This window comes from Enterobacter sp. SENG-6 (assembly GCF_001605945.1).
In the GTDB taxonomy this organism is placed as follows: domain Bacteria; phylum Pseudomonadota; class Gammaproteobacteria; order Enterobacterales; family Enterobacteriaceae; genus Enterobacter; species Enterobacter cloacae.
In genome coordinates this window covers 299675-317997 of the sequence record NZ_LOMM01000022.1, presented here as the reverse complement: position 1 = coordinate 317997, position 18323 = coordinate 299675, and the positions used below count along the sequence as shown (strand labels likewise).

Here is an 18323-nt window from a genome sequence, read left to right as displayed (position 1 = left end):
TTCTCAAAATCGGTGGAGCTGCATGACAAAGTCATCGGGCATTATCTGAACATAAAACACTATCAGTAAGTTGGAGTCATTACCCGATTTTAAATCAATTTACTTAAAATGAATTGAGAATGTACTTAAGATTAATCTTATGATCATGCTCACAAAAACGAGGTATTCGGGTTAATCCCGAAGGATTACCCCTGCCCGTATTTCTCTAAAAGTGCTTCGGCAATGGCCAGCGTTTCCACATCTGCCACGCCGTTCCACAGCTGCGGCCTGAAGTGCATCTGGAAGACCATAATGATGCGCTTCTGCTGAGCGGGGGTGCTGTTGTCGGGAACCTCGTAACCGTAACGCGCGAGCAAATCGAGTAACGCTGCGGTCTCCACGGCCTGATACCGTGGTCGCCCGTTCATATAGAACGCCACCCGGGACGCGTCGGGCCAGGCGCCAATCCCCTGCTCTGCAAGCTCGCGCCACGGGAACAGCGGGCCGGGATCGTCCTTGCGCTGAGGCGCGATATCCGCATGGGCCACCACGTTCTCGGGTTTAATGTGATAGCGGGCAATAATGTCTTTTGCGAGCGGCACCAGGGCCGCAATTTGCGCGGGTTCGAACGGGGAAAAGTGTTTTACCCCGGCCGTTTTTTGCCAGCCGCGATTCTCAAGCTCAATGCCAACCGACGTATCATTAATGCGGTTGGTGCCGCGCCAGAAGCTGATACCCGCATGCCAGGCCAGTTCGTTCTCGGGAACCAGCTGCCAGATGCGCGGTTTACCGTCCGGTGCGGGCGGCTTCGCCGGGATCAAATAGTGGGAGCTGACGTTCTTGTCCGTCAGCGTGGCCAGCGAACTGTCAAAGTCATCCGCCGTATAGTGGATAACCAGCACCTTGATGCGCGGATAGGCCGCCTGCGCCTGGTGGCGGGTATCCAGTTCATAGGCGCCTTTATCCACAATGCCTTTTTCCGTGGCGCACCCTGCCAGCAACAGCGCCAGCAGGAGTGTTGAAAACGCGCGTTTCATCGACGGGTTTTCACCGCCGTACCGCTTACGCTCACCATCAGCATGCTCGCTTCTTTACCGACGGTTTCGTAGTCAATATCAATCCCCACGACCGCATCCGCCCCCAGTGCCTTGGCCTGTTCGCCCAGCTCTTTAAAGGCGATTTCCCGGGCTTTACGCAGCTCTTTTTCATACGCGCCAGAGCGGCCGCCGACGATATCGCGGATACCGGCAAAGAAATCGCGAAAAATGTTGGCCCCCAGAATGGCTTCGCCCGTGACCACACCGCAATACTCGGTAATCGGCTGCCCTTCCAGGGTTGGCGTTGTTGAAAACTGCATGGTTTCTCTCCTTCTTTAGCGTTCAATGCCTTAGCCCATAACTTCACCAGCATTATCGGTTCGTTACGCTATGATTGAAAGGATAGTTAATAAATAAGGAAATCAACATGCGCTACTCTGCTTTAACGCTTTTGGTGCCCTGCGCGCTGGTGCTCAGCGCGTGTACCAACACGGTCACGCCAGCCTTTAAGGATATCGGTACCCGCAGCGGCCCCTGTATAGAGGGTGGCCCGGATACCGTGGCGCAACAGTTCTATGATTATCGCATTCAACACCGCAGCAACGATCTCGCCGGCCTGCGTCCGTATCTGAGCGATGGGCTGGCAAAACTGCTGAACGATGCCACGCGCGATCCGCAGCACAACGCGCTGCTGAAATCCGATCCGTTCTCCAGCCGCACGACGTTGCCAGACAGCGCCGAGGTGGCCAGCGCCTCGACCATCCCGAACACCGATGCGCGTAACATCCCCCTGCGCGTGAAGCTGACCCAGGGCACCCAAACCTGGCAGGATGAAGTGCTGATGATCCGCGAAGGCCAGTGCTGGGCGGTGGATGACGTACGCTATATCGGCGGGAGCGTTCATGCCCCGGCAGGCACGCTGCGCCAGTCGATTGAGAATCGCTAAACCCACTGTTTCAGAATTGTAAACCCCGAAAAATGTGCGGCATTTCATGCGGAATGCCGACATTTATACTCGCCGACCTTGGGCTTCGCTATTTTGTGCTATGTTTAAGGGGTATTACGGGTTATATTTAACTTTTAACGCAGAAATATTGCATAACTATTCTGTCAACGGTACTATCTGCGGCCTCAATTGCTATAGATTGCCTGGATGAGTAAAGACTGCCCCGATGAGTATTAAACTAAACGGCATTAACTGCTTCTACGGCGCACACCAGGCGCTGTTCGACATCACGCTGGAGTGCCCGGAAGGCGAAACGCTGGTTTTGCTTGGCCCAAGTGGCGCGGGTAAAAGTTCTCTTTTGCGTGTCCTTAATCTGCTTGAAATGCCCCGTTCAGGAACGCTGGCTATCGCCGGTAACCACTTTGATTTTGCGAAAACGCCGTCCGATAAAGCGATTCGTGAACTGCGTCAAAACGTTGGCATGGTCTTCCAGCAATACAACCTCTGGCCGCATCTGACCGTCCTGCAAAACCTGATTGAAGCGCCCTGCCGCGTTCTCGGTTTGAGCAAGGATCAGGCGATGGCGCGTGCTGAAAAGCTGCTGGAGCGTCTGCGCCTTAAGCCCTACAGCGATCGTTATCCGCTGCACCTCTCCGGGGGTCAACAACAGCGTGTGGCGATTGCCCGTGCGCTGATGATGGAGCCAGCGGTACTGCTGTTTGATGAGCCGACCGCCGCGCTGGACCCGGAAATCACCGCCCAGATCGTGAGCATCATTCGTGAGCTGGCGGAAACCAACATTACTCAGGTCATCGTCACCCATGAAGTGGAAGTGGCGCGTAAAACCGCCAGCCGTGTGGTCTACATGGAAAACGGGTATATCGTTGAGCAAGGTGATGCGAGTTGCTTTACCAACCCGCAAACCGATGCCTTCAAAAACTACTTATCTCACTGAGAGTGCCAGGGAAAATGATAATGAAAAAAGTATTGATTGCCGCGCTGCTCGCTAGCGTCAGCCTTTCCGCTACCGCAGCCCAGACCATCCGTTTCGCCACCGAAGCGTCCTATCCTCCGTTTGAATCTATCGACGCCAACAACAAGATTGTGGGCTTCGATGTCGATCTGGCTAACGCGCTGTGTAAAGAGATCGACGCGACCTGTACCTTCAGCAACCAGGCGTTTGACAGCCTGATCCCAAGCCTGAAGTTCCGCCGTATCGACGCCGTGATGGCCGGTATGGACATCACCCCAGAGCGTGAAAAGCAGGTGCTGTTCACCACGCCGTACTATGACAACTCCGCCCTGTTTATTGGTCAGAAAGGGAAATTTACCTCTGTTGACCAGCTGAAAGGCAAAAAAGTGGGCGTACAGAACGGCACCACGCACCAGAAATTCATCATGGATAAACATCCGGAAATCACCACCGTGCCTTACGACAGCTACCAGAACGCGAAGCTGGATCTGCAGAACGGCCGTATCGATGGCGTGTTTGGTGACACCGCGGTAGTAACCGAATGGCTGAAAGCCAACGATAAACTCGCGCCAGTGGGCGACAAAGTGACCGATAAGGACTACTTCGGCACAGGTCTGGGGATTGCCGTTCGTCAGGGCAACACTGAGCTGCAGCAGAAATTCAACGCTGCGCTGGAAAAAGTGAAGAAAGACGGCACCTACGAAACCATCTATAAAAAATGGTTCCAGAAGTAATTCCTGATGAATGAAATTCTTCCTTTAGCAAGCGCCGCCGGGATGACCGTCGGCCTTGCCGTTTGCGCACTGATTATCGGCCTGGTGCTGGCGATGTTCTTTGCGGTATGGGAATCTGCAAAGTGGTTCCCTGTCGCCTGGACCGGCTCCGCGCTGGTCACCGTGCTGCGTGGGCTACCGGAGATTCTGGTGGTCCTGTTTATCTATTTCGGTTCCTCACAGCTGCTGCTGACGCTGTCGGACGGCTTTACCCTCAATCTTGGCGTCGTGCAGATCCCGGTGCAGATGCAGATTGAAAACTTCGACGTCAGCCCGTTCCTCTGTGGCGTCATTGCCCTTTCCCTGCTCTATTCTGCGTACGCGTCGCAAACCCTGCGCGGTGCGCTGAAAGCGGTACCGCAAGGACAATGGGAATCTGGCCAGGCGCTGGGAATGTCGAAAGCGGCGATCTTCTTCCGCCTGGTGATGCCGCAGATGTGGCGTCATGCCCTGCCGGGTTTAGGGAACCAGTGGCTGGTGCTGCTGAAAGATACGGCGCTGGTGAGCCTGATAAGCGTTAACGATTTAATGTTGCAGACCAAAAGCATCGCTACCCGCACCCAGGAGCCGTTTACCTGGTACATTGTGGCGGCGGCTATCTACCTGGTGATCACGTTGCTGAGTCAGTACATCCTTAAGCGTATTGACCTGCGTGCGACGCGCTTTGAACGGAGACCAGGCTGATGCTGGACTATTTACCCGAGCTGATGAAAGGGCTGCACACCAGCCTGACGTTGACCGTGGCGTCCATCATCGTGGCGCTGATCCTGGCGCTGATCTTTACCATCATCCTGACGCTGAAAACGCCGGTGCTGGTGTGGATTGTGCGCGGCTATATCACCCTCTTTACCGGTACGCCGCTGCTGGTGCAGATCTTCCTGATTTACTACGGCCCGGGCCAGTTCCCGTCGCTGCAGGAGTATCCGGTTATCTGGCATCTGCTCTCTGAGCCGTGGCTGTGTGCCCTGATCGCCCTTTCACTGAACAGCGCTGCCTACACCACTCAGCTGTTCTACGGAGCGATCCGCGCCATTCCGGAAGGACAATGGCAGTCCTGCGGCGCGCTCGGCATGAGCAAAAAAGATACGCTGGCCATTTTGCTGCCGTACGCCTTTAAGCGTGCCCTCTCCTCTTACTCCAACGAAGTGGTGCTGGTGTTCAAGAGTACCTCGCTGGCCTACACCATCACCCTGATGGAAGTGATGGGCCACGGGCAACTGCTCTATGGACGCACCTACGATGTGATGGTGTTTGGCGCGGCAGGCGTGGTGTATCTGGTAGTTAACGGACTGTTGACGCTGATGATGCGCCTGATCGAGCGTAAAGCGCTGGCATTTGAGCGCAGAAATTAATCACGTAAATGCATAAAACGGTATTGATAAAGCGGGTAACCTGATGGGTTATCCGCTTTTTTTTATTCCACAATAAATATTTAATCATTTATATTGATTATAAATTCATTAAATGGCATTGTACTTTCATAAGACCTACAGACGGGAGTATTACAATGAAAAAGTTAGTTCTGGCCGCATTACTGGCAACGTTTGCCGCAGGCGCAACGGCTGCCGATAAAATCAATTTCGGCGTTTCTGCCACGTATCCACCATTTGAATCGCTGGATGCCAGCAACCAGATCGTGGGTTTTGATATCGATCTGGCGAAAGCGCTGTGCAAACAGATGCAGGCCGACTGCACCTTTACCAACCATGCCTTTGACAGCCTGATCCCGTCCCTGAAATTTAAAAAATACGACGCGGTGATCTCCGGTATGGACATCACGCCAGAGCGTAGCAAGCAGGTGGCCTTCACCGACCCGTACTACGCCAACTCGGCGGTGGTCATTGCGAAGAAAGGGGCTTATAAATCCTTTGATGAGCTGAAAGGCAAACGCATCGGGATGGAAAACGGCACCACGCACCAGAAATACCTGCAGGACAAACATCCTGAAGTGAAAACCGTGGCCTATGACAGCTATCAGAACGCGATTATCGATCTGAAAAATGGCCGTATCGATGGCGTATTTGGTGACACCGCGGTCGTAAACGAATGGCTGAAAACCAACCCGCAGCTCGGTACGGCAACCGAAAAAGTGACCGATCCGCAATACTTCGGTACGGGTCTGGGCATTGCGGTGCGTCCGGATAACAAAGCGTTGCTGGCAAAACTGAACGGCGCGCTGAAGGCGATTAAAGCTGACGGTACGTATCAGAAAATCAGCGACCAGTGGTTCCCGCAATAACCTCTTTTTGTCGGGTGGTCCGGCCTGCGGGGGTGGTCTCTAGGCCGGGTAAGCGCAGCGCCACCCGGCACTCTCTCACAACGGCACGAAGAACCTGAATCGCGCCCCGCTCACCGACTCCATCAGCCTGATCCCTCCCCCGTGTAGTTCCAGCATCCGTTTGACAATCAACAGCCCTAACCCACCGCGATTCTCCCGCGATGCTTGCGGATTCAACGCTGAAGGCCGCTGGAACAGATCGTCGCGCAGCGCGGCATCCACACCGGTTCCTGAATCGGCCACCTCAACCTGTAGCTTTTCATTCTCCTGCCATACGGCGAGACGGATCTTGCCGCCGGTGGGGGTATGGCGGATGGCGTTATCCAGCAGATTGGTCACCACGCGCTCTATCATCGAGACATCGGCATACACCAGCGGCAGCGGCCCGGGAACGTCTATCTGGAGCTGAAGCTCGCGCGTGCGCGCCGTGAGCTCAAACTTTTGCGCCACGTCGGAAATAAGCTCTCCCATCGCAAAACGCTCGCGCTGGGGCTTGATGCCGCCGTGCTCAAGACGCGCAAGCTCAAACAGCTGCTGTGACAGGTGACGCACCTTTTGCCCCTGACGCAACGCCGTGGCGAGGTATTGCTGATGCTCCTGCGGCGTCAGTGTGGCGGATTTCAGCGACAGCGTCTCCAGATAGCCCAGCAGCGAGGTCAGCGGCGTGCGTAAGTCGTGGGAAATATTGGCGATAAACTCCCGGCGCTGGCGGTCGCTGTCGGCCAGTTGATCCCACTGGTGGGTGATTTTGCGTGCCAGCTCGATAAAATTGTTACGCAGGAGCGCCACTTCATCTTTTGCTGTCGCATCCGGCTGTTGGACCGCCAGCGCGCGTATCGCGCTCATGCTGTCATGCTCCAGCCCGGCCACTTCACGCGTCAGCCGTTTAACCGGACGCGTGACCCAGTACCAGATCAGTAAGCCCGCCAGCAGGCCAAACAGCGCCACCCACAGCATTGACCAGAGCACCGTACTCCACAGCGCCTTGTGCCAGGCCATGTCCGCCAGCGCGTTCGACTCCTCGCCCTGTAAAATAATATACAGATAGCCTTTAAGCTCGCCGTCCTGACGTAACGGCGTCGCGCTGAACACTTTCTTGTTCTGGCTACGCGGATCGTCGCCAAAAACCGGCATGGCCGCACCGCTGAGGAACTCCTGTACCGGCGCGAGATTGATGCTTTGTCGCTGAATATGGCCCGGCGGGGCGGCATCGGCCAGGATATCGCCATCCGGGGAGACGACGTACAGTTCTACGCTCGGGTTGAAGGTCATCAGCCTGTCAAAGAGCGGTTTCAGCGCGGTACGGTCGACCCTGCCCTGGGCGTTCAGAATTGGTTCGCGCTGCACGATCTGTTGCGCCAGGCCGCCAGAGAGACGCTGAACCATGGCGTTACCATACTGCATGCTGCTGTAGAGCTGGACGGCGCAGGCGACGGCGGCACAGAGCATCATCAGTAAAATGAACAGCAGCGTCAGGCGCTGGCTCAGGCTAAAGCGGCGCATCATGGTGCGGCTCCGCAAATTTATAGCCTTTGCCCCAGACGGTGCGAATGATCTCCGGCTCGGCAGCGTCTTTTTCAATCTTGATGCGCAGGCGGTTGATATGGGTGTTAACGGTATGCTCGTAACCTTCGTGCTGATAGCCCCACACCTGCTCCAGCAGCGCCAGACGCGAGAAGACCTCGCCAGGATGGCGGGCAAAGAAGTACAGCAGTTCAAACTCGCGCGGGGTGAGATCCACCATCTGGCCGTGAAGCAGCACGCTGCGGGCCAGCGGGTCGATCGTCAGGCCATGCGCCTGAATATTCCCGGCACTCTGCGCCTGCCCCATCGCCTGCTGGCGGCGGAACAGCGCCTTAATGCGCGCAATCAGCTCCTGCACCGAGAACGGCTTTGCCAGATAATCATCCGCGCCGGTTTCCAGGCCGGTGATCCGATCGGTTTCGCTGCTGCGAGCGCTGATAATGATCACCGGCAGGTAGCGGGTCATCTGGCGAATACGACGGCAAATCTCCAGGCCGTCGACGTTGGGGAGCATGAGATCGAGGATCACCGCGTCCCACGGCTGTTTTTCAAGGCACTGTAATGCGTTGCCGCCGTCGGGCTCGTGGGTGATGGTGTAGCCTTCATCTTCTAAATTGAGTCGCAGAAGTGCCGCGATATCGTGGTCATCTTCCACCAGCAGGATCTGCTTCATGGGTAAGCCTTATTTCATCTCTTATGACGTAAGCTTACCTGATTTCGCAGGGTTGAAGAGTTCACATTTTGTTGAAGATTTTGCGGGCTAACAAACCACTCAACCGATCCCCTCTGTATTTTCTGAAGCAGCCTCGCAGGATTTAACTTATCCTTTCAGTCCCTCTTTTTATTAAGGTTTTACAGGCGTATGTTCACCTCACACCAGCAAAATCTGGTGCCGGGATTGGCATCCTGCATAACATACTGACGGCGTGATACTTTTTTTACGCTGTGCGTCCGGTTACACTTCAATGGTGAGTCGGACGAGGGTGCTGAAAAGCGCGCCGGTTCTCAGTATGTCCGGTTATGCCAACCTCGTCCGACTCCGCCACCAAAGAAAATTGGCATTTTCAGTGGCGGGGGCAAACCAACATACTGAGGATGTTTATATGTCTATTGTCTCGTCTTTTTCAGACACGCTTCTCACGCTTCCTGTTAATCACAATACCGATTTCACCGAACTAGCCGACTACTGCCAGCGCTACTGCGAAGCGCTGGTAGAAGAAACCGATCCTGGCAGAAAACTCGCGCTCTGTGGCCGCCTCGCTGCCTGTCTTGCCTTACTCCGCCCGATGCTACTGGAGCCTGTGCCGGAACATTTGTATGAACGATTAACGGTGGATGTTTTCCCGGAAAGCGAACCTGCATTCAACGCAGAGGCTGATCAACTGTGCCGTTACTGTGAGGAGATTACGCAACTCTTAATTGGGGGAGAACTTGCGCCGGAGTCAGCCCGCGTAATGGGCGATCTGCTCTTTGAGTTGACAGGCTACTTTGCCGACCAGTTGAAAGCGCCACGCTGGCTAAAAACAGAGGCGGGAGTCGCATTACTGGGGTAAGCAAACAAAGCCGGGTGGCGGCTACGCCTTACCCGACCTACCCGAACTTGTAGGCCCGGTAAGCGCAGCGCCACCGGGCGATGTTAAGGATTAGCGCGTTTTCACCAACAACGTCAACACTTCATAATGCGCGGTATGCGGGAACATATCGAAAAGCTGAACGCGTTCAACGCGGTAGCCCGGCAAATGAGCGATATCTGTTGCCATGGTACGGGCGTTGCAGCTGGAATAAATAATGTAATCCGGCGCCATCTGGCTCAGATAGTCGCACAGCGCCTTGCCAATGCCCCGGCGCGGCGGGTTGACCAGCACCAGCTCCGGTACGTTGCCCTGGCCGGTCGCGAACTGCGTGGAGTCCAGCGCCTGGAAGTGCAGATTGGTTAATCCGAGCTCAGCGGCAGACTGTTTCGCGCAGGCAATCGCTTCGGCGGCGATCTCAATCCCGGTCAGCTGCATCTCAGGCGTGGCGCAGTGCAGACCAAAGCCCCCGACACCGCAGAACAGATCCCACATATGATGGATGTTTAACGCCCTCACCCAGTCGCGGGCGGTGGCATATAACGCACTCGCCACCGTCGGGTTGGTCTGGAAGAAACTTTGCGGGCGGATCCACAGCGGCACGTTGTTGAACGTTTCCGCCAGCGCATGCTGCCCGGTGAAGAAGATCTCTGTCTCCCCCTCCATGATCGCCATATGCACCGGCTGAATATTGGCGGTAATGACCTTAAGCTGCGGAAGCTGCTCCTGCAGCCACGGCAGCGCCGCGCGCAGTTGTTCCAGCTTGGCTTGCGAGCGCAGCACGAAACGCAGCATCATACCGCCGTCCATCTGGCTCTCGGTCAGGAGGAGATATTTCAGCTCACCGCGCTTACGGGCGACGTTATAAGGCGTTAACCCCGCGCGGGCAATAAACGGTTTGAGTGCCGCAAAGACCGGCTCAAACGAGGCAGGATAAAGCGGGCAGCCGGTGAGATCTTCCGGCGTGCCGTCGCGATGCAGCATGCCCAGCAGCGGTTTTTCTACGCTGCCGCTGACCACCATTTTGGCTTTATTACGAAAACCCTGCTCCGGGCCGCTGACGGGGGCGCACCACTCACCCACCGCATGTTCAGCCAGCAGCTGTTGCAGGTCGGCCATTTTGGCGGTGAGTTGTTGAGAGACCGGCTGTTCTATCCACTGACAGGAGCGGCAGCGTCCGGCGTCATAGAGTGCGCACTGCATAGGAAAACCTTAAGAATAACGAGGGCTGCGATTATACACATTATTGCAGGCGGAAGAACCGCCGGCTTGAAGCTGGAGCAAAGAGCAGCAGGAGCACCAGCATATCGGGTAATTTCTGCATGACCAGCGCATGGAAGATCTCACGTTTGGATCCACCGGCAATGCTGAACAGCTCCGGATAGCCATAGCCCAGCGAGGCGGCCCACAGATAGCTGGCGGCGGTCACCTGCGTCAGCAGATAGACCCAGCGCGCCCAGTTGCGCCCTTTAACCAGCGAAAACGCGCAGTAGATTTCGATAAACACCAGCACAAGGCTGCTGAGGAATACCAGCGTGAGGTTCCAGGTTTGCACGCTGCGGTGAATGAACTCACCGATGCCGCGCGCCCCCAGGGTGTTGAGGATCATCAGTACATCAAGACAGCGGATCATAATAATAGCGAGCGCCGCCACCTGCACCAGCGCAGGTACGTTTGGACGAGCGTGCGTAAGACGTGATTTTTTTAATAATCCCAATGTTTTACTTCCCTGAAAAACAGTGCCGCGTCATGCGCGGCACATCACTGGAAATAATAATTCCTTCAGCCGCGTCTTGCACGCTGGATATCGCGCACGCGCTGCTTTTCCGCGCGCGCCATCAAATACCAGGCGATAAATCCGACAATTCCGACCACGCCGAGGATAATCGACGCCAGGGCGTTGATCTCCGGGTTCACCCCCATGCGCACGCTGGAGAAGACCAGCATTGGCAGCGTCGTCGCCCCTGGCCCGGAAACAAAGCTGGCGATCACCAGATCGTCGAGCGACAGGGTAAAGGCCAGCAGCCAGCCGGAGATCACCGCAGGCATAATCATCGGCAGCGTGATGATGAAAAAGACCTTCACCGGCGTGGCACCGAGATCCATCGCCGCCTCTTCAATGGAGCGATCCAGCTCGCGCAGACGCGAGGAGATGACCACCGCCACGTACGCGGTACAGAAGGTCACATGCGCCAGCCAGATGGTGAGCATGCCGCGATCCGCCGGCCAGCCAATGGCATGCGCCAGCGCCACAAACAGCAGCAGCAGCGACAGGCCGGTGATCACGTCCGGCATCACCAGCGGCGCGGTGATCATAAAGGCAAAGCCGTTCGAGCCGCGAAAACGCCCGAAGCGCACCATCACCAGCGCGGCAATCGTGCCCAGCACGCAGGCCATCGTGGCCGCCAGCGCCGCGATGGTCAGGCTCAGCCCCACCGCGCTCATCATCGCATCGTCGTGGAACAGTTCGCTGTACCAGCGCGTCGACCAGCCAGCCCATACGGTGACCAGTTTGGAGCTGTTGAACGAGTAGATCACCAGCATCAGCATCGGCGCATACAGGAAGGTAAAGCCGATCACCAGGATCGCAATTCGCCACGGAGAGCGCACTACCGGTAAGTTGTTCATCCGTGGTCTCCCATCTGTTTCTGCTGATGCTTGTGGAACCACATGATCGGCACGATCAGCAGCAGCAACATCACGATCGCCACCGCAGAGGCTACCGGCCAGTCGCGGTTATTGAAGAACTCCTGCCACAACACGCGGCCAATCATGATGCTGTCCGGGCCGCCGAGCAGTTCCGGGATCACAAACTCCCCAACCGCCGGAATGAACACCAGCATCGACCCGGCGATAATCCCGCCTTTGGTCAGCGGCACAATCACGCTGAAGAAAGTCTTCAGCGGACGGGCGCCCAGATCCAGCGAGGCTTCCACCAGCGAGTAATCGATACGCGTCAGCGCCGTATAGATCGGCAGCACCATAAACGGCAGGTAGGCGTACACAATCCCGATATAGACCGCAAGATTGGTGTGCAGAATAGTCAGCGGCTGATCGATAACCCCTAACCACATCAGGAAGTTATTCAGCACCCCGTTATTTTTCAGGATCCCCATCCACGCGTAGACGCGGATCAGGAACGAGGTCCACGACGGCAGGATCACCAGCAGTAGCAGAATATTGCGCGTCGAGGGCTTACTGTGCGCCACCGCCCATGCCAGCGGGTAGCCCATCAGCAGACAGCAGAGCGTGGAGATGGCCGCCACCTGCAGCGACTGCAGGTAGGCTTCGACATAAAGCGGATCTTCCGTCAGTTGCAGGAAGTTGCCAAGGTTAAGCGTCAGCGTCAGCTGGCCGTCTGCCCAGTCCAGCAGATTGGTGTAAGGCGGGATCGCCCGCGCCATTTCCGCCAGGCTTATCTTGAAAACGATCAGGAACGGCAGCATGAACAGCAGGATCAGCCACACGTAAGGCATGGCAATCACCAGCTTGCGGCCGTGGTTCATCTGCATGCGCGCCAGCCAGTGCGCAAAGCCGCCCGGTTTTTCGACGCGGGCTGGCGGTTCAAGTGTACTCATTGGCCGCTCCTTATACCGTCAGCACGACACAACTGTCCGCATCCCAGCACAGACGCACTTCGTCGCCCCAGGTCGGCAGTCCTTTACGGTAGCGATGTTCGTTTTGAAGCTGGGCGCTGAGCATCTGCCCGCTCTTCAGACGGACGTGGTAGATAGAGAGATCGCCCAGATAGGCAATGTGCACCACTTCGCCCACGGCAAAGTTAAAGCCATCGGCCGGAGGATCTTCACAGAGCATGATTTTCTCCGGTCGCAGGGCGATATAGACCGGCACGTTGTCTACCACGGAGTTATCCGGGTCGACCTTCAGCGGATGCTGCAGCCCCGGCGATTCGATGATCAGCCCGTCTTCTTCACGCGCTTTCAGCAGCCCTTCAAAAACATTCACCGAGCCGATGAACTCCGCGCTGTAACGGGTAGTCGGGTGTTCATAAATCTCTTCCGGCTCGCCAATCTGCACGAACTTACCGCGGTTCATGATCGCGATACGCCCGGCCATGGTCATGGCCTCTTCCTGGTCGTGGGTGACCATCACGCAGGTCACGCCTACGCGTTCGAGGATATCCACCACTTCGAGCTGCATACGGTCGCGCAGTTTTTTATCCAGAGCACCCATCGGCTCATCAAGCAGCAGCAGTTTCGGGCGTTTCGCCAGGCTTCGGGCCAGTGCCACGCGCTGACGCTGACCACCAGAAAGCTGGTGCGGTTTACGCTTCGCGAACTCCTGCATGTGCACCAGACTCAGCATCTCCGCCACACGCGCGGTGATTTCGGCTTTTGGCAGCTTGTCCTGCTTCAGGCCAAACGCGATGTTCTGCTCCACCGTCATATGCGGGAACAGTGCGTAAGACTGGAACATCATGTTAATCGGACGCTGATACGGCGGTACGCTGGAGAGATCCACGCCATCCAGCACAATCTGCCCGGCGGTAGGTTGTTCAAACCCGGCCAGCATGCGCAGCAAGGTTGATTTACCGCAACCAGACGCCCCGAGAAGGGCAAATATTTCGCCTTTGTAGATAGTCAGGCTGACGTCGTCCACGGCATGCTGGCCATCGAAAGATTTGGTGAGGTTACGAATTTCAAGTAGCGGGGTCAGCGCTTTACGGACTTTCGCCTGCGGGCGGGGGATCGCGTCATTCACGGGGTGTTCTCCGGCATAGATCAAAACTGGTGCAAACGCACCGTCAGGGTGCGCATCGCCGGGCGGCGCGAACGCTTGCCCGGCCTACGGGTTGTGTCGGCCCGGTAAGCGATAGCGCCACCGGGCAACGTTACCAAACGCCGTTATTTCCCGCTTTTCACCTTGGTCCACGCACGGGTACGTACGCGGTCAATTTTTGGATCCTGAACTTTCAGGGTGAAGAGCTTGGCAAACACATCCGCTGGCGGATAGATAGCCGGATTATTACGGATCTCTTCGCTAATCAGTGGCAAGGAGGCCTTGTTACCGTTGGCGTAGTAGACATGGTCGCTGATATGGGCAATCACTTCCGGACGCATCAGATAGTTAAGGAACTGATACGCTTCATCTTTGTTTTTCGCATCGGCAGGCATGGCGAAGACATCAAAGAAGGCCAGCGCCCCCTCTTTCGGAATGAAGTAGGAGACATTCACGCCGTTTTTCGCCTCTTTCGCACGGTTAGCCGCCTGCCAGACGTCCCCTGCCCAGCCAATTGCCACGCAGATATCGCCGTTAGCCAGGTCGTTAATGTACTGTGAAGAGTGGAAGTAACGGATATTCGGACGCAGCTTCAGCAGCAGATCGGTTGCCGGGCCGGTGTAATCATCCGCCTTGTTGCTGTTCGGATCTTTGCCGAGATAGTTCAGCACGGTGGCGAAAATCTCTTCCGGGGCATCCAGGAAGGAGACGCCGCAGCTTTTCAGCTTCGCGAGGTTCTCCGGCTTCAGCACCACGTCCCAGCTGTCCAGCTTGACGTCCGGGCCCAGCGCCGCTTTGACTTTATCCACGTTGTAGCCAATACCGGTGGTCGCCCACAGATACGGCATGGCGTATTTGTTCTCCGGGTCATGCTTAGAGACCAGCTTCAGCACTTCCGGGTCGAGGTTTTTCCAGTTTGGTAACTTGCTCTTGTCCAGCGGCTGGAAAACGCCTGCGGTCAGTTGACGCTCCAGGAAACTTGCGGACGGTACCACCAGGTCAAAACCGGTGCTGCCTGCCATCAGTTTGCCTTCCAGCACTTCGTTGGAATCAAACACGTCGTAGACCACTTTAATGCCGGTCTCTTTTTCAAAATTAGCCACCGTGTCCGGGGCAATATAGTCAGACCAGTTATAAACATGCAGCGTTTTTTGTTCCGCAGCGAGCGTGCCGGCAGAGACGGCCATCAGAGCACCCGCAACCAGACCCGATAACCATTTTTTATTCAAGGCGATCATAGTGTTATTCCTTCTGAAAGCTCGTTAACAAACGAACTAAAACTGTGCAATCTGGATATATGCAAAAATCATGCATAGTTTGTCGCTCTGCTCAAAATAAAAAGAAACCTCTTTACCCGGCAGGATCCGCTCGCTTTTTTAAGCATCGCAAGAATAACTGTAGCCCGTGTCTCCGGCTATAGCCCAGACGAAAAAACGCCTTTTATCAATTTTTTATGCAGGTTATGTCTACGTGATAAGCCGAAATGGCCTTTGGGGAGGTGAAAAATTCTTTAAAGAAAGGTTAAAAGCAGCAGAATAAATGGCGTTATGCAGCCGCTCTGGCAGCGACTGCGCAAAAGTCAGACAGGCTTAGTGAAGAAAATTGGGAGATGCATCATTATTCTCTGCATCGTCTTCCGCGCTGTACAGCAGATGGTGTGCATTGGCTTCCATCATTACCATTGAAATTTGCTCTTCACTCAAACGCATAAACCAGGCGAACTGCTTGAAGGAGAGCCCCGCGCCGGAGAACAAAGACTGGCAAACGACCAGTTTTGGCAGATTATCATCCTGTATATCGAGGAATGCTTTCACCGTCAAAGAACTGGCGTTGATCGCAGAGAGGTCAGAGGCCAGCGCCAGCAGCGCAGACGGCTTAACTTCTGCCAGCGCAGAGAAGAGGATCACGTCGTTAATGAGATCGATTTTGGCATCAAAAATGCCGTCGAAATTCTGCATGTGAGGCAGATGCAGCGCCTGGCAGGAATCACATTCAAAGAAGGTGATACCGGCATCATCAAGCCATTGACGTAACGTATCCAGTGTTGGAACGACCTGTAAATCCATCGCGGTGGAGCCTCTTTAGTAAAAACTTCGCATAGGGTACTCAAAAAGTGCGCGGTAATCCATTTAACCACCCGTTTTAAGACAGTAGCCCGGCGTGGCATGACGCTCAATCCATGCAATCATTTTACCTGCAATATCGACACCGGTGGTTTTTTCTACCCCTTCCAGCCCGGGCGAGGCATTCACTTCCATCACCAGCGGCCCGCGCGTTGCGCGCAGAAGGTCTACGCCTGCCACGTCCAGCCCCAGCGTTTGCGCCGCTTTCACGGCGATCTCCCGCTCGCGCTCGCTGATGTCAGCAACCCGCGCAACGCCGCCCCGGTGGAGGTTGGAGCGAAAATCGCCCTCTTTCGCCTGACGCTCAATGGCCGCCACCACCTCATTGCCCACCACGAAACAGCGGATATCGCGCCCTTTGGCCTCTTCAATGTACTCCTGCACCAGAATGTGCGCATTCAGGCCGCGGAAGGCGTCAATCACGCTCTCTGCCGCCTGTCGCGTCTCTGCCAGCACCACGCCAATACCCTGTGTGCCTTCCACCAGTTTGATGACCAGCGGCGCGCCGCCCACCATGTCGATCAGATCGCTGGTGTCGTCCGGGGAGTGAGCGATACCGGTGACCGGGAGATCGATACCCTGGCGGGCGAGCAGCTGCAGCGAGCGCAGCTTATCCCGGGCGCGGGAAATGGCGACAGATTCGTTGAGAGGATAGCTGCCCAGCATTTCAAACTGGCGCAGCGCGGCCGTACCGTAATAGGTGATCTGCGAGCCAATGCGGGGGATCACCGCATCAAAATGCGGTAGCTTGCGGCCTTTGTAATGGATCGAGGAAGCTGCAGGGTCAATGTTCATATAGCAGGACATCGGATCGAGGATCTCAATCTGATGTCCGCGTTTTGCCGCCGCTTCTCGCAGGCGTTTGCATGAATAGAGCGTTCCATCCCGGGACAAAATGGCAATTTTCACCCTGCACCTCTCTAAAGACATGGGAAAAGCCTGCGTATCATACCGAATGGACTAGCGCGTCGCCCAGCCCTGTTTATGCAGATAATCAAGAATAAACGGGCGATTTTCTTTAATGATGGTACGGCGGATGTGGTCGCTCCAGGTATCGCGGCGGTTATTGCTGCCGCGCGTCATGTAGTAGTGCGCCAGTTCCTCGTCATACTGCGCCAGCACGTCGTTGTCGACCGGCTGGTAGTGGTTTTCATGGACCAGCATCGCTGCAGGCAGGCGCGGCTTGAGATCCGGGTTGTCAGCAGGCCAGCCGAGGCAGAGACCGAACAGGGGCAGGACGTGCTTCGGCAGCTTCAGCAGTTCGGTTACACTTTCAATATTGTTACGCAGCCCGCCGATATACACGCCGCCTAATCCCAGCGATTCCGCCGCCGTGAAGGCGTTTTGCGCCATCAGCGCGGTATCGACCACACCCAGCAGCAGCTGTTCTGCCAGCCCCAGCTCGGCTTCAGGGCAAATTTGCAGGTGGCGGTTAAAGTCAGCGCAGAATACCCAGAACTCGGCGGCCTGGGCTACATGCTTCTGTCCGCCCGTGAGCGTCACCAGCTGCTCGCGCATGGCCTTGTCGGTAATGCGAATAATCGAACTGCACTGCAGAAAGCTGGAGCTCGAGGTGGCTCTGGCGCTGTCGATGATGGCCTCACGCTGCGCCTCGGTAATGGGCTCATCGGTGAAGTGGCGGATAGAACGGTGGGAACGGAGCAGGTCAATTGTTGGCGTCATCGTCTCTCTCTTTGTCTTGCTTAATACGTGTGGCAGCCAGTATAGGCAATGATGCGCGGCATGTAATTGGCGAAACATAGCTCAAGGATATTAAAGCGACAGGCGAAACCTACTTTAATGACGGCAGGTTATCGTGCACTATACGTGTCATTCGCCGTCAGGCTTGTTTTTTGAGGAGAGAGAAATGTTTGCAGTAATTTTTGGTCGTCCAGGATGCCCTTACTGTGTGCGCGCAAAAGAGCTGGCTGAAAAACTGACTGAAGAGCGTGATGACTTTAACTTCCGCTATGTGGATATCCACGCAGAAGGCATCACCAAAGCCGATCTGGAAAAAACCGTGGGTAAACCGGTTGAAACCGTACCGCAGATCTTCCTCGATCAGAAACACATTGGCGGCTGCACCGATTTTGAAGCTTACGCTAAAGAACATCTGGGTCTGTTTGCCGCTCAGTAATCACTAAGCAAACCCCGCGCCCTGACGTGGGGTTTTATCTATTTGCCAGTCATTGCTTTTTCACTTCACCCAATAGAATTGAGCCATATGATGCATGGATTAGCCTGGTAATCCAGTGCGCGTCTTGCATTTTGCCCTACGATAAATAATGCAATTCCTTGATATTAATGCCGATTGTAGGCCGGGTAAGCGCAGCGCCACCCGGCATTGTTGACGGCCAGGTTGCTATAAATCTTCCTGAA

Annotated in this window: 22 protein-coding genes; 9 read left to right on the top strand and 13 right to left on the bottom strand. The window is 55.6% G+C overall.

The window, feature by feature from the left end; genetic code table 11:
• On the top strand, window positions 1–69 hold a 69-nt coding region (locus tag AX755_RS24560; RefSeq protein ID WP_071607219.1), incomplete at its 5' end, for an IS1 family transposase.
• Window positions 70–185: 116 nt separating this feature from the next.
• Here the strand turns inward: AX755_RS24560 and AX755_RS13100 are convergent.
• Window positions 186–1016 carry an N-acetylmuramoyl-L-alanine amidase gene (locus AX755_RS13100; protein ID WP_013097358.1) on the bottom strand — a complete coding sequence of 277 codons (831 nt, stop codon included), beginning with the start codon at window positions 1014–1016 and terminating at the stop codon, window positions 186–188.
• Window positions 1013–1336: a heavy metal-binding domain-containing protein gene (locus tag AX755_RS13095; protein ID WP_029883199.1), complete on the bottom strand. Its 324-nt coding sequence runs from the start codon at window positions 1334–1336 to the stop codon at window positions 1013–1015. The genes AX755_RS13100 and AX755_RS13095 overlap by 4 nt, the downstream gene beginning before the upstream one ends.
• A 107-nt stretch (window positions 1337–1443) precedes the next feature.
• Between AX755_RS13095 and AX755_RS13090 the strand changes: the two genes are divergently transcribed.
• The 6 genes from AX755_RS13090 (at window position 1444) to artJ (ending at window position 5947) form a co-directional block, all read left to right on the top strand.
• A complete protein-coding gene (locus tag AX755_RS13090; protein WP_062856885.1) occupies window positions 1444–1962 on the top strand; it encodes a lipoprotein in 519 nt (172 codons plus the stop codon).
• 226 nt (window positions 1963–2188) lie between these two features.
• Complete coding sequence (gene artP, locus AX755_RS13085; RefSeq protein WP_013097360.1) at window positions 2189–2917, top strand: arginine ABC transporter ATP-binding protein ArtP; 729 nt, start codon at window positions 2189–2191, stop codon at window positions 2915–2917.
• A gap of 20 nt (window positions 2918–2937) precedes the next feature.
• Window positions 2938–3669, top strand: a complete 732-nt coding sequence (gene artI / locus AX755_RS13080; RefSeq protein ID WP_020689903.1) for an arginine ABC transporter substrate-binding protein ArtI — start codon at window positions 2938–2940, stop codon at window positions 3667–3669.
• Between the two features lie 6 nt (window positions 3670–3675).
• The gene (gene artQ, locus AX755_RS13075; protein WP_013097362.1) at window positions 3676–4392 is read left to right on the top strand and encodes an arginine ABC transporter permease ArtQ; all 717 of its coding nucleotides are present in this window, start codon (window positions 3676–3678) and stop codon (window positions 4390–4392) included.
• On the top strand, window positions 4392–5060 hold the full coding sequence (gene artM, locus AX755_RS13070; RefSeq protein WP_013097363.1) for an arginine ABC transporter permease ArtM: 669 nt from the start codon (window positions 4392–4394) through the stop codon (window positions 5058–5060). Before artQ ends, artM begins: the two co-directional genes overlap by 1 nt.
• A 155-nt stretch (window positions 5061–5215) precedes the next feature.
• Window positions 5216–5947, top strand: coding sequence for an arginine ABC transporter substrate-binding protein ArtJ (gene artJ, locus AX755_RS13065; protein WP_013097364.1), 732 nt, complete (start codon window positions 5216–5218; stop codon window positions 5945–5947).
• Window positions 5948–6022: 75 nt separating this feature from the next.
• Here artJ and AX755_RS13060 read toward each other — a convergent pair whose 3' ends face one another.
• Together AX755_RS13060 and AX755_RS13055 are read right to left on the bottom strand one after the other, a co-directional pair.
• The gene (locus tag AX755_RS13060) at window positions 6023–7492 is read right to left on the bottom strand and encodes a sensor histidine kinase (protein ID WP_062856884.1); all 1470 of its coding nucleotides are present in this window, start codon (window positions 7490–7492) and stop codon (window positions 6023–6025) included.
• Window positions 7476–8183 carry a response regulator transcription factor gene (locus AX755_RS13055; RefSeq protein WP_062856883.1) on the bottom strand — a complete coding sequence of 236 codons (708 nt, stop codon included), beginning with the start codon at window positions 8181–8183 and terminating at the stop codon, window positions 7476–7478. The genes AX755_RS13060 and AX755_RS13055 overlap by 17 nt, the downstream gene beginning before the upstream one ends.
• Before the next feature lie 430 nt (window positions 8184–8613).
• On the opposite strand from AX755_RS13055, the gene AX755_RS13050 reads away from it, so the two are divergent.
• Window positions 8614–9063, top strand: coding sequence for a hypothetical protein (locus AX755_RS13050; protein WP_062856882.1), 450 nt, complete (start codon window positions 8614–8616; stop codon window positions 9061–9063).
• 90 nt (window positions 9064–9153) lie between these two features.
• On the opposite strand, the gene rlmC is transcribed toward AX755_RS13050, so the two are convergent.
• The 9 genes from rlmC to nfsA all read right to left on the bottom strand — a co-directional run bounded on the left by rlmC (window position 9154) and on the right by nfsA (window position 17627).
• The gene (rlmC, locus tag AX755_RS13045; protein WP_062856881.1) at window positions 9154–10284 is read right to left on the bottom strand and encodes a 23S rRNA (uracil(747)-C(5))-methyltransferase RlmC; all 1131 of its coding nucleotides are present in this window, start codon (window positions 10282–10284) and stop codon (window positions 9154–9156) included.
• Between the two features lie 40 nt (window positions 10285–10324).
• Window positions 10325–10798 (bottom strand): YbjO family protein, encoded by a 474-nt coding sequence (locus tag AX755_RS13040; protein WP_020689898.1) that lies wholly within the window; start codon window positions 10796–10798, stop codon window positions 10325–10327.
• A 65-nt stretch (window positions 10799–10863) separates the two neighbouring features.
• The gene (gene potI / locus AX755_RS13035) at window positions 10864–11709 is read right to left on the bottom strand and encodes a putrescine ABC transporter permease PotI (protein WP_013097369.1); all 846 of its coding nucleotides are present in this window, start codon (window positions 11707–11709) and stop codon (window positions 10864–10866) included.
• Window positions 11706–12659: a putrescine ABC transporter permease PotH gene (potH, locus tag AX755_RS13030; RefSeq protein ID WP_020689896.1), complete on the bottom strand. Its 954-nt coding sequence runs from the start codon at window positions 12657–12659 to the stop codon at window positions 11706–11708. Before potH ends, potI begins: the two co-directional genes overlap by 4 nt.
• A 10-nt stretch (window positions 12660–12669) precedes the next feature.
• Window positions 12670–13803 (bottom strand): putrescine ABC transporter ATP-binding subunit PotG, encoded by a 1134-nt coding sequence (gene potG / locus AX755_RS13025; RefSeq protein WP_013097371.1) that lies wholly within the window; start codon window positions 13801–13803, stop codon window positions 12670–12672.
• 143 nt (window positions 13804–13946) lie between these two features.
• Window positions 13947–15059, bottom strand: coding sequence for a spermidine/putrescine ABC transporter substrate-binding protein PotF (gene potF, locus AX755_RS13020; protein WP_013097372.1), 1113 nt, complete (start codon window positions 15057–15059; stop codon window positions 13947–13949).
• Between the two features lie 351 nt (window positions 15060–15410).
• Entirely contained in the window at window positions 15411–15887 is a 477-nt protein-coding gene (locus tag AX755_RS13015) for a YbjN domain-containing protein (RefSeq protein WP_003858385.1), read from the bottom strand.
• A 63-nt stretch (window positions 15888–15950) separates the two neighbouring features.
• Window positions 15951–16853, bottom strand: coding sequence for a 30S ribosomal protein S6--L-glutamate ligase (gene rimK, locus AX755_RS13010; RefSeq protein ID WP_013097373.1), 903 nt, complete (start codon window positions 16851–16853; stop codon window positions 15951–15953).
• Between the two features lie 51 nt (window positions 16854–16904).
• Window positions 16905–17627: a nitroreductase NfsA gene (gene nfsA, locus AX755_RS13005; protein ID WP_020689894.1), complete on the bottom strand. Its 723-nt coding sequence runs from the start codon at window positions 17625–17627 to the stop codon at window positions 16905–16907.
• A 184-nt stretch (window positions 17628–17811) separates the two neighbouring features.
• On the opposite strand from nfsA, the gene AX755_RS13000 reads away from it, so the two are divergent.
• The gene (locus tag AX755_RS13000) at window positions 17812–18081 is read left to right on the top strand and encodes a GrxA family glutaredoxin (protein ID WP_006809455.1); all 270 of its coding nucleotides are present in this window, start codon (window positions 17812–17814) and stop codon (window positions 18079–18081) included.
• Window positions 18082–18323 lie beyond the last annotated feature (242 nt).